We start from the raw sequence: 12,467 nt of genomic DNA on the forward strand, positions 1-12,467 counted from the left end.
ACAGGCACATGCATGAAACCCTCCATGCAACCATCTACCAATCGACTAAGAATGAAGAATCCATCGCTTTTCACCGGCATAGACATCGCACCCGTCGGATGCGATCCGCACGAATCAAGGACCACGAAAAATTCCTCATGGATTCATTTCAAAGCGAGTAAGACAACGCCGAGCATCCACTGTCATTGCATGCTCGCACCTGATATCCGTAGCTGAAGTCCGCCGGATAGAAGTCAGCTTCCACCATGACCTCACGTAGTGGACCGCTATAGACGATGTCTCCCGTGCCCCAGCGAACCACCTCATACCGAGTTGCTCCGGGGCTCGCCTGCCAGAACACGAAGAATTTCTGGATCTTCCCCTGAACGAGCGTTCTCCAGTCCAGCCCGGAAGGCGTTGGCGGAACATGCCTTACCTGGACCGCGGCCTGAATACTCCAAGGACCGCATCCCGACGCGTTGCATGCTTGTACCTGGTAGACATACGTACCATCCGGCTTTCCCGATGCGGACCAGTTTCCCGTCGCAGCGTAGAGCACCTGCTGCCACCCACCGCCGTTGGCAGATTCGACCAGGTTATAGAGGGTTGCTCCATCGACACCCGTCCAGCTCAGGGTGTAGGCACCACTGTTGTTGGTACCCGCTCCATAAAGAGTTGGCGTTCCCGAAGGTGGAACCGTAACGGCAACGTAGCCACTTGTCGCGTAGCCACTGCACCCATGGGCATTGCACGCCCTGACCCGGTAGTACCAGTTGCTCGACACCGTCTCGGTGATGGTCGCCGAGGTCGCCGTACCGTTGTACACCTGCGTCCAGTTGCCGTCGTAGCTGTGTTCCACCTGATAGGACGTGGCGTAAGTCGCCGCGGCCCAGCTGATGGCGACACTGCCCGTGGAGCTGGCCGGGATGTTGATCGAGCCCGGCGTGGTCGGCAGGTGCGCCACGTTGACGATCGCGCTTTCCACAAGGTCGCTGCACCCATTGTCGTTGCATGCACGGACATCGAAGGCATAGGCACCATCCGTCGGCTGCCCCACCGTGGCCGCCAGGCCGGCGCCGGTATAAAGCGTCGTCCATTGGCCATCATGGACTTGCAAGGCCTCATAACGCGTCGCGGTTGCCGATGCGCTCCACGCGACCTGGATCGTCGACAGATCGCCGCTGAGGGTTGCCGTTACCGACGCAGGCTTTGGCGGCACCTTGACCGAGCGCGGCACAACCATTTGCCCAGAGCCTGTTAACGCCGCATTTTCATTGCCTACCGGGGAAATGCCGTAGATGTAGATCGGCTGACCGCCGCTGGACAGTCGAAGGCTGTCCGGCAGCAAGACCTGGAACCGGTACGCATCGCCATTGGCCTTGCACTCCTGATTCAGGCTCGGTTCGCTGCCACGATTGGCAGGATATGCGCCGAAGAGTGTACCTACGCCAGCAACACCGCCGATGTAGATATGGACATCGATAGACCTAGGCAGACCCGTCGAACAGGCCCAGCCTGCGACGTAGACATCATCGCCGACCGCCGGACCGTAAAACGCACCAATCACTTTCGAGGTCGGCGCCTTCGCATTGGCAACCAGCTTCTTGCCGAGGTAGACGTATTTCGTGCCGTTGGTCGTCGCCGGATCGTACTCCCACATCAACTGCCCGGCCGCGTTGTACGCGTAGTACGTCGTACCCTGTGGCGTCACCTTCTTCACCCGGCGACCCGCCGCGTCATAGGTGTAACTGCCCTTGCCCGGGATCGATGTCAGGCGGTTCGCCAGGTCGAAGTTTAGCGTCTGGCTATCCTTGACCGTCGTGTTGCCGCGCGCGTCGTAGTTGAAGCTGTGTAGCACCGACGCCCCGTTGCCGATCGAGCGCAGCAGGTTGGCTCCGTCGTAGTTGTACGTGTTCGTACCGCTGCCGTTGGTCAGTGTGCGGATATTGTTGAGCGTGTCGTAGGTGTAGCTCTCCGTGCCCCACAGCTGGCCCGCCGTCGCCGAGACCAGGCGGTTCAGGCCGTCGTAGCCCATCGCCTTGCTGCGCTGGTTGGTCCCCGACACGTCGGTGATCTGGCTCACGTTGCCGTTGGCGTCATAGGCGAAGTCTTCGCTGACGTTCGGTGCGCCGCCCTTACCGTAGGTGAAGTTGCGCAGCATCTGGCGGGCGTTCTTGTCCGACGTGTAGATCGCGCCGTTGCCCAGGTAATACGACTTCACGTCGCCATCGGGGAAGTAGCTGATACCCGAAGCGTAACCGCCAACCTGAGTGGGCTGGCGCATGCCGTTCGGGGCATAGCCAACGATGGTGCCATCCGGGTACGCGATGGTGCTCAGCGTCCCCTTGGGGTCGTAGCCATAGCCTAACGCCCAGCTCCAACCATCGATGGACAGCACCTCGGCCGTCAACAGACCCATCTTGTTGCGACCAAACGTCCAGCTGGCCATGCCCGCCGTCGCCGTCGCGGGGTTGCCACGCGCATCGTAGGTGAAGCTGCTCGGCTCGGTACCGGCCGGATACACCACCGAGGTCACGCGGTTCATCGCGTCGTAGCCGCGTACCGTCTTCAACGCATCCGCCACCTGCTCCTGGCCGCAGCCGGTACCGTTGAATGACGCGCCAGAAACGCTCCATGCCAGGTTATCGGCACCGTCATAGGCCATGATCTCGCTGCCGGATTCCGGCTCCCACGTGCGGCACAGCCGGTGCTCGCCGTCGTAGGTCATCGTCTTGGTCAGCGACAGCCCCTGCCCGCCCTGCGTGATCGACAGGGGATTGCCGTAGATGTCGCGCTGGATCGTCTGGCTGATCCCTTCGGGCGCCTCCACCGCGATCACGCTGTTATACGAGGGCTGGTCCAGCATCTGGTAGCGCGTCGTCGTGACGTTGCCCTTGGGATCGGTCACCCGGCGTGCACCGCCGGCCAGGTACTCCGTGCTCGTCAGCAGGTCGCCCAACTCGGTGTGCTGGAACAACTGGATGGGGCGGCCGAGCACGTCGTAGCGGGTCACCGTGCCCAGCGCCATGCCGGCCAGATCGGGCGCGCCATCGACGGTATAGGACTGGAAGGTCTTGCGGCCCGCCCAGTCGTAGTCGGTACGGGACGAGCGATAGCCGATACCAGTATTGGCCTCCGCCTCACCATAGGCCACCGGACGCAACATCGCGTCGTAGTCCATCCGCTGGCTCCAGTTACCCTGGGTCACCATGCGCATCCAGTGCGCGCCGCCGACGCCTCGCGCGGCGCCGATGTAGCCATACCAGAAGGTCTTCGGGGCCCAGGCCACGCTGTCGCCCGCCGGATAGTCGATGCGCGCCAGGCGCCCGATCGCATCGTAGCTGTACGAGGTCAGCGCACCGGTCTGGTCGGCAATCGCCGTGATCTGACCCAGGTCATCCACGGCCACGGTCTGCGCCGTGCCATCCGGATAGCGAATGATCCGCGGAATGCCGCGGTAGTAGTTTTCCAGCCCTGTCGTATGGCCGTTACCGTCGGTGAAACTCGCCAGCTGGCCTTGGGCGTCGAAGGTGTAGCCCATCACCTTGCGACCGAAGCGATAGCGCTCGGACAGGGTCAGGCTGTTGGGATCGTAGACGTTGCGACTGAGCTCTTCATTGCTACCGACGTTCACCGAGCGCGACGGCAAACCCAGTACCCAGCGCCCCTTGTCGCTGAAGGTTTCATCGATGCGGTCGATGCCTTGCTGCCCAGGCGCATTGTTCCATCGCGAGGTACGGACAGGTTGGGCGAACTCGTCGTACGAGGTCGCGGCCCAGGTATAGATAACACCGTCCTGCAGAATATCTCGTCGCAGCAGCGGTCGTTGCTGCGACGTCCTATCGTAGTTGTCGATGTAAAGTTCGTTGGAGCCCATGCGAAAAGGCCAGGGACCCGCGGTAGGCTCGGCGTAGGTGTTTCTTTCGCTTCTGAGCAGGTTTCCCTGCGGGTCGAAACTGTCCAGGGACAACTGCTGGCCTTCCGTACCGTCATAGCGATTACTGAAGGTATACCGATCCCGTCGACCGTCTGGTGACGTCACATCGGTCCATTCCGTCGTGGGACAATAGCCTGTACAGGTGTTCCAGCTCGCGTTGGGTGGCGAGTACCGGTAGTTCCAGGTGGAATCGACGTTTGCTCCCGTAAAACGCTTGCTGTGCAGGGCAAACGTTACCCAACCCAGCGGCACGTCGGCATTATTGGTCACCGGATCGCATACCTTCCTCACGAAGGACCGTCCACGCGCGACGACACCCAGGTTGAAGGTGGCGGACAGTCCAGAGGGATGCGTCATCCGGCCGGTATAAGACGCAGCGAATGGATCTGCCACGGGAGGCGCATCGCATGTGGCGAGGATATAAGTGTCTGCGATACGAAGGCTCTCAAGCTGCCCGAGGTCAAACGTCCACTGACTACCATCGGGCTGCGTCACCGCCGTGAGCGATGCCGCTATCGAACTCACGTCACTACTGTAGCTATAACGCCAGGTCCGTGCGCCAGGAGCATTCGGCTGCACTGTCACGGTGCTGATACGGATCGAGTTTCCCGCATACGTCAGGCTTACCTCGCGACCGTCCGACGCCGTGATGCGCATGAGCCGTAGACCATCGTACTGATAGTCCACATGGTTGCCGAAACGATCCTCCACGCGAGTCACCAGCATGGATACCCTGAGCCGCTTGAGGCTACCTCCCGTGCTGATGATGGCGCTTGGTTTCATCGAACGCGCCATCAGGCCCCGCTTGGTCGCGCCGGCCTTGCCCAACACCGTCATGGGTTGATAGACAAGATGGTTGAACCAGTAGCGCGTACCATCGGGCGCGGTCGCAAGAAACGCCTCGCCCGGCTGACCATTCGCCGTGGTCGGCAGGCAGGCGATGATCCAGTTCTGGCGGGTGACTATGTCGATCCCAGCGGGAGCGAGATGATTGTTGAAATCCCGTAGCAACAGATCCTGTGTTCCCGCACCAGGGACCGTCAGCTTGTACCCGTTCCACCACTCAAAGGCGTCCCAGGGTGGTTCGGTGCTGTCGTTGGGCGGAGAGCCGACGACGGGAGGCTGCGCGAATTTCGAATAGCGCGCTGTCGAAGAGATACCCGTCGTCCAATCTTCGACCACCCAGCCCTTGACGTTCTGCTGGTTGGCAGAGAGCGTGGTGATTCGAGGTAGGGATAGCGTCCAGTCACCGAATGCGTCGCTGAAGACGGTCACGTCGCGAGTCGACTGGTCGCGGATGGTATAGGTCCGGACAATGTCGATGGATGGCCCCGTGCCCGTGAGGTGGATGTCGCTCTGCTCGAACGAGAGATCACCCGTCGACAGGCTGACCTGTTCGCCAAAGGGATTCTCGCCCAGCGGCTGGATATCCTCGCTGACCCGCACCCGTTGACGGAATTCGTCCTCCGGCCTCACGGCGTCCTGGGCGGATGCTCCGCCTGCCGCGATGACCAGGATCAGGCCGCACAACGCGGCGTCGACCCACCCACGCATCCTGCGCACGTCCGCCCGAAGCGAACGCACGGCAAAGCCGTTCCGCATATGGAACTCCATCCACCTACAACAACCCTGGTTGCCGTATCGCCTACCGTCCCTGGCTGCCTGCGGTAGACGACCCCTGTGCGGAGCGTGATCGATGCTCGCGAAGACCGAAACGCCCCTACGTTTCAAAGAGCTTTATAGCGGCGACTTCACGCACTTTGCAAGTTCTTGCGCAACATCGCATCTTCATGCGCCCATCGCGAGAGACAGGGCGCGTCGTCGCTCGACGCGCCCGCTCCTGGTATGTCACGGACTCGCCGGCATCCATCGATACGTCGGCAGCGTCACGCTCGGCACCAAGGGCCCGACGAATGGGTTGTTTCCCGGATAGGCGTAGCGATTGAAATCGCCGAAGCGCTCCGGCACCGGGCCGGTGGAGGCGCGGCTCATGAATCGACCGATCGTCGGATCGTAGTAACGGGCCTTCAGGTAGACGAGGCCCGTATCCGCCTCTTCGAGCTCACCCATGTATCCCGGCCCCGAACCCGGCGTGCCCATCGAACGTGCGCCGAACGGACGCCAGTCGGATGTGGAGGTCAAGTTGGCCCGGTCGTCGGTGGTCGCCAGGACGCTGCCCTGCGGATCGGTGTAGTAGTACACAGCCCCTTGGTTCGGCGCTGCGCTGGCGATGAGTTTCTTGCCCAGGTAGACGTATTTCGTACCGCGGCTGGTCGCCGGATCGTACTGCCACAGCAACTGGCCGGCGGTGTTGTACGCGTAGTACGTGGTGCCCTGTGGCGTCGTCTTCTTCACGCGACGTCCTGCCTCGTCGTAGACGTACGACGCCTTGCCGGTTACCGATACCAGTCGATTGGCATAGTCGAAGCCCAGTTCCTGGTCATCCTTGCGGATGGTGTTGCCGCGATTGTCGTAGACGAAGGTTCGTCGCGTCGAGCTATTGTCGATCGACCGCAGCAGGTTGAGGCTGTCGTAGCTGTAACCGTTGGAGACGTTCCCGCTGACCAGGGTGCGGATGTTGTCCAGGGCGTCGTATTCGTACCTTTCCGAACCGCCCGCAGGGCCGGCATCGACGGAGACAAGACGATCGATGGGGTCGTACATCATGCTCCTGGATCGCGGGCTTCCCTGCGTGAGGTCGTTGATCACGCGAAGATTGCCGTTGGGGTCGTAGTACAGATCCTCGCTGATCAACGGCATGCCGTTGCCGTAGGTGAAATTGCGAAGCAGTTGGCGCGGATTCTTGTCCGCCATGTAGATCGCACCGCTTCCCAGGCCATACGTACGCGGCTCGCCATCGGCGAAGTAACGGACGTTCGAGGCATAACGGCCCACGGCCTGCGGCTGACCGAGACCGTTGGGCATGTACGTGACGACGTCACCGTCCGGATAGGCAACGCTGCTCAACGCGCCGGTCGGATCGTAACCGTAGCCGAACACCCAGCCCTGGTTATCGACGGTCACCATTTCCGACGTCGGCAGGCCTAGCTTGTTGCGCGTGTAGCGTCGGCCCACGGTTCCCGACATGACGCTTTCGAGGTTGCCACGCAGGTCGTATGTATAGCTCGTTGGTGCGATGCCACTGCCCGGATAGGTGACGGAAAGGAGACGGTTCATCGGATCGTAGGACCGCATCGCCTTCATCGCGTCGGCCACCTTGTCCTCGCCGCAACCGGTGCCATTGAATGATGCCCCGCTGGCGCTCCAGACCAGGTTGCCGACATCGTCATGGCTCATGATTTCACTGCCGGATTCCGGCTCCCAGATCCTGCACAGGCGATGTGCGCTGTCATAGCTCAGTGTCCGACGCAGGAACGGCACGAAGTTTCCGCCGCGGGACACCGAGACCGGGTTGCCGTAGACGTCGCGCTGGATGAGCTGGAGGACACCTTCCGGTGCGTCGATGGCGGTGGCCTTGTCATACGACGGCTCGTCGAACATCTGGTAGCGCGTGATCGTCACGGCGCCCATGGGATTCGTCACACGGCGAGCGCCGCCATCCGGGTATGCCGTAGTCGTGACCACGTCACCCTGCTCCCCGCTCTGAGCCTGCCGTACGAGACGCCCCAACACGTCGTAGCGCAGCGTCGTGCCGTTGGACGCGGGCCAGGACCCGGGGTAACCGTCAAACGGATAGGACTGGAAGATTGGCCGACCCTGCCAGTCGTAGTCGGTACGCGACGACACCGCGACCGTGCCATTTGCATCGGAGCGTGATTGCACGGCGGGACGCAGCATCGCGTCGTATTCCGTACGCTCGGATCGATTGGCCTGGTTCACCGTCCGTGTCCAGTGCGGTCCGTTCAGCGCGGAACCTCCCGTGGAGAACGTGTACTGGATCGTCTTCGGTGCCCAGGACACGCTATCGCCTGACGGATAATCGATGCGTGCCAGGCGCCCGATCGGATCGTAGCCGTAGAACGTGCTTACGCCGGTCTGGTCGCCCACCCGGATGACCTGGCCGAGATTGTCGACATCGACCTGTAGCGATCTTCCGTCGGGATAGGACACCGCCCCAGGAATGCCGTGCTTGTAATTGCCGAACGTCGTGGCCCGACCGATGCCATCGACCTGGCGCGTCATCTGGCCTCGCGCGTCGTACGCATAGCCCATCGTCCGACGACCGAAGCGATAACGCTCCGTCGGCAGCAGGGCCCATGGATCGTAGACGAGACGATCGACTTCCTCGTTCGTGGTGTTGTTGAAGGTACGCAACGGAAGGCCGAGCACCCAGCGACCGGTCTGGTTCAACACCTGGTCGCTCTGGTCGAGAACGATCTGGTCCGGTTGCGTGTTGGAACGCGTCGATCGAACGGGATAAAGGAACGGATCGAACTCGATCACGTTCCAGGTGTAGGTGACCCCTTCCTGCACGATATCGCGACGACGAAGGGGGCGGTGTTGCGCCGTCCGGTCCTCGTTATCCATCGACATCAGGTTGCGACCGGCGCGCCGGGGCCACGGTCCGCCGTCGGGGTCCGCATAGGCGTAGGTTTCCAGGCGACGCAGGCCCTGGCTATCGCGCGTCTCCACGGACAGGCGCTGGCCTTCGGTTCCGTCGTAACGGCTGCTGAAAACATGATGGTCGTATCGGCCATCCGGAGCGACCACGTCCGTCCAGGCATTCGCGATGCAGCTTCCCGCGCAATCGCTCCAGCTAGGTGTGGACGGCGAATAACGGTAGTTCCATGTGGCGTCCACACCCGCGCCAGACAGACGCTTGGCCGCCAGGCCGAGCGTGACCCAGGCGGAGGGAATGTCGGCGGCGTTCGTCTTCGCGTCGCAGCGCTTCGGCGTGAACGCACGGCTGCGTGCCTGGAAGGCGAGCGTGTACGTACCGGTCAAGCCCGACGGGTTCGTCATGCTGACGACCTGGGTGGGATTGAAACCGCCGGGAACGCTCGCGGGCGTGTTGCAATCGCCCGCCTGATATTTGTCGGCGAGCCGGATGTCGCGCATCGCCGCCAGATCGAAGGCCCAGCGCGATCCATCCGGCAGCGAGACGTTGTCCAGGGTACCTCCCGCCTGGGTGCCGTTGCTGCGGTACTGGTAGCGCCATGTGCGACCGGGAAAGCTGTCGGGCTGGACGTTGACCGACTGGATCCGGGGCGTGTTCCCGACATAGTCGAACGTGACCTGTCGACCATCGGACGCCGTGATCTGGGTGAGGCGATTGCCGGCGTAGCGATAGTCCACCGCATTGCCGAACCGGTCTTCCACGCGCGTCACCAGCATCGAGGCCTGCGCACGCGCGAGCGTATCGGCCGGGGTACCCGCACGCGCGATTTTCGGAGCGAAACCGTACGTAAGCTGGTTGAACCAGTACCTTGAGCCATCGGGTGCGGTCGCGAGAAAAGCTTCGCCCGGTTCACCGTTCACCGTGGACGGAAGGCAGCTGACGACCCAATGGTCCTTCGTCACGATCCGTATGTTCGAGCCATCGGGAACGAGCGGGTTGCCTGCGTCGCGAGACAGCAGGTCCTGGCTGCCCACACCGGGCAGCACCAGCTGATAGCCATTCCACCAGTCCTTCGGATCCCAGGCGGAAGAGGCGCCGCTGGTCGCGCCGACGGTCGGTGGCGCCGCGAACTGGGAACAGCGGTTGGTCGACCCGCCCTGCAGACCGGACTGCCCCACCACCCAGCCATGCACGTCCTGCTGCTGGGCGACGATCGTGGTGATCCTTGGCAGCGAGAGTTCCCAGTCGCCGAACGCCGCGCTCTCGTAACCTGAAGGCGTATACGCCATGTCGCGCATGGCGAAGGTGCGCGCGACGTCGATCGCGGGACCGGTACCGGTGAGGTGGATATCCACCTGCTCGAACGAAAGGTCGCCCGTGGCGAGATTCAGCTTTTCGCCAAAAGGGTTGTCGCCCGGCGGGGCTTCATTCTGCCCGACCCGGACCTTCAGCCGGAACTCGTCCTGCGGTCGCACCGCGTCCTGCGCCGAGACGAGGAAGGGTGTTCCCCATGCCACCAGCCCCCATGCCATCGCCAGAACCTGCACGCACTTCCTGCGCGCAGGCGCCACTGGCGCCCGCGAAACCATCCCGTCACGCATGTGAACTCCGTTTACCGCAACAACCCTGGTTGCCTTATCCCCCGACGTCCTTGATGCGTGCGCCGAGCGATCCCCTGTGCATGGAGCATCCCGATGCCCCGGCCGCTGTTATAGAGGCGGGCACGACCGAATGGCAAGTTCTTGCGCCCACCGCGACAGGAACCGACCCGGGAAACGTGACCTGCGTTAGCATTCGCCCCTTTGCGAAGGGCCTGAAGCATGACGATGGCAACGAGCCCCCCCTGCCCGTGCGGCAGCGGGAAAACCACGATAGCCTGCTGTGGCCGCTGGCATGCCGGCGACCCCGCCCCCACGGCCGAAGCCTTGATGCGCTCGCGCTATAGCGCCTACGTACTGGGCCTGGAGGACTATCTGCTTGCCACCTGGCATGCGAGCGCGCGGCCAGCCTCGCTCGACCTGGCGGCACAGTCGCCGCAGCCGGTGTGGCTCGGCCTGACGGTCAAACGCCACGAAAACCCCACGGCGGACACGGCCGTCGTGGAGTTCGTGGCGCGGATGCGTATCGGTGGCTGCAGCGCCCAGCGCATGCACGAAGTCAGTCGCTTCGTGCGCGAGGATGGACGCTGGTACTACCTCGACGGTGACGTGACCTAAGGGTCAGAACACCTGGCGGGCGACGCCGCCGTCGACGCGCATGGCCGTACCGGTCGTGCCCGATGCCTGCTCCGACGCGAGGTAGACCGAGGCATTGGCGACTTCATCGACCGACAGCAGGCGCTGGATGATCGACGTCGGACGGTGGGTCGCGATGAAGTCCTTCTCCACCGCTTCCAGCGACGTGCCCTGCTCCTTCGCGATCTTGCCGAAGAATTCGCTCACGCCTTCGGACAGGGTCGGGCCAGGCAGCACGGAGTTCACCGTGACGCCGGTACCGACCAGGGTCTCGGCCAGGCCGCGCGCGACGGCAAGCTGCGCCGTCTTGGTCATGCCGTAGTGGATCATCTCCGTCGGAATCTGCAGGGCGGATTCGCTGGAGATGAACTGGATGCGGCCCCAGCCGCGATCCTTCATGCCCAGGGCGTAATGACGCGACAGGCGGATACCCGAAGTGACGTTCACTTCGAAGAAGCGCGTCCATTCGGCGTCCTCGATCTCGAAGAAGCCCTTCGGTTCGAAGATGCCGAGGTTGTTCACGAGGATATCGGTCTGCGGGACCGCCTTGATGAGGGTGGCGGCACCTTCGGCCGTGCCCAGGTCGGCGGCGACGCCGGACAGCTTCGCGTCGGGAACGTCCTTGCGGATTTCCGCGATGGCGGCGTCCACACGGGCCTGCGTGCGGCCCGTGATTACCACGGCGGCGCCCGCCGCCGCGAGGCCCTTGGCGATGGCCTGGCCGATACCGGCCGTGGAACCGGTGACGATGGCGCTGCGCTTGCTCAGATCGATGTTCATGGAAACTCCGGAAGGAAAAGTGGATTTCCCCATCGTCGGGGCTCGGCCAGTCCGGATCAATCGTCCACGGAGCGAAAGACTTTTGCCTTGGTGAGAAGGATCAGGCCGGCGGCACGTCGAAACGCGTCTCGCCCGCCGGCACGCCGTTGGGGCCGAAACGGCGTTCCACGATGATCGCGCTGTCGTCATGACCGACCAGGATCACCGTGCTGGCACGCGTGCCGTAGTGCTCGCCGACAATGAAAGCACTGGAAAGGAATCGCTCGCGCTCGATGCCGATGCCCGTATCCGGCAGCACGTCGTCGGGCCATGGGCCCCGGTCTGAAACCATGGCGAACAAGGCTTCGATATCCTCGTCGGCGGAATACACCCACTGCTCCAGCTTGCCGACGAGCGCACGCGTCTTCGGCCACGGCGCATTGAAGTCGGCGTTGGAAAGGCCGTGGATGCCCGGCATAGCCTGCTGTTTGCGCGCTTCGGGGTGATTGCCTAGATAAAAGGCCTGCGTGTGGTCGAAGGTCAGCAGGTTGAACGGACGGTATTCGCCTGCCGTGGCGAGGAGTTCGTCGGCATGCGCGGACGCCGTCAGGTTGGAGCCGAGGTAATCGGCAACGAGAAGGCCACGCGACAGGCCACTGTGATCGGCCGTGAGGTCGCGTACGTTGGTGATGGCGCTAACGCGACCATGCGGCGCCACGCCGACCCAGGTGCCACCGGCTTCCAGGTCGCGCCCCGCATGGATTTGCGGTGCTTCGTCCCAGGTGGACAAGGGTGCAGTGGGGCGAGCATGGAATTCGTCGCGATTGCCGACGAGCACGAGGCGCCAGCGCGGATGGACGCGCCAGGCAAAGGCGATCAGGCACATGGGGACATATGGCCTTACTTGGGGGGCATGGCCGTATTGTGCGCCTGAGGTGTGGGGTTGTGCGAATGGGCGGCTCGGCCCTCTGGGAGACCGGGGCGCTGGGTTCCTGCTTTCGCAGGAACCCAGGGCGGTGCACTCGGTTATCGCGCCGAG

General features: G+C 63.0%; 5 protein-coding genes. 1 reads left to right on the forward strand and 4 read right to left on the reverse strand.

The window, feature by feature from the left end; translation table 11 throughout:
* Nucleotides 1–148: 148 nt before the first annotated feature.
* Both GAK28_RS10175 and GAK28_RS10180 read right to left on the reverse strand, forming a co-directional pair.
* On the reverse strand, nt 149–5,518 hold the full coding sequence (locus tag GAK28_RS10175; protein WP_291778116.1) for a hypothetical protein: 5,370 nt from the start codon (nt 5,516–5,518) through the stop codon (nt 149–151).
* A gap of 246 nt (nt 5,519–5,764) precedes the next feature.
* Complete coding sequence (locus tag GAK28_RS10180; RefSeq protein ID WP_291778119.1) at nt 5,765–9,982, reverse strand: RHS repeat-associated core domain-containing protein; 4,218 nt, start codon at nt 9,980–9,982, stop codon at nt 5,765–5,767.
* Nucleotides 9,983–10,255: 273 nt separating this feature from the next.
* On the opposite strand from GAK28_RS10180, the gene GAK28_RS10185 reads away from it, so the two are divergent.
* Nucleotides 10,256–10,651 (forward strand): YchJ family protein, encoded by a 396-nt coding sequence (locus tag GAK28_RS10185; RefSeq protein WP_291778121.1) that lies wholly within the window; start codon nt 10,256–10,258, stop codon nt 10,649–10,651.
* A 3-nt stretch (nt 10,652–10,654) separates the two neighbouring features.
* Here GAK28_RS10185 and GAK28_RS10190 read toward each other — a convergent pair whose 3' ends face one another.
* Entirely contained in the window at nt 10,655–11,449 is a 795-nt protein-coding gene (locus tag GAK28_RS10190) for an SDR family oxidoreductase (RefSeq protein ID WP_291778124.1), read from the reverse strand.
* Nucleotides 11,450–11,549: 100 nt separating this feature from the next.
* On the reverse strand, nt 11,550–12,314 hold the full coding sequence (locus GAK28_RS10195) for an NRDE family protein (RefSeq protein ID WP_291778127.1): 765 nt from the start codon (nt 12,312–12,314) through the stop codon (nt 11,550–11,552).
* Between the last annotated feature and the right edge of the window lie 153 nt (nt 12,315–12,467).

The sequence above is a fragment of the Luteibacter sp. genome, from assembly GCF_009912395.1.
Lineage (GTDB): Bacteria > Pseudomonadota > Gammaproteobacteria > Xanthomonadales > Rhodanobacteraceae > Luteibacter.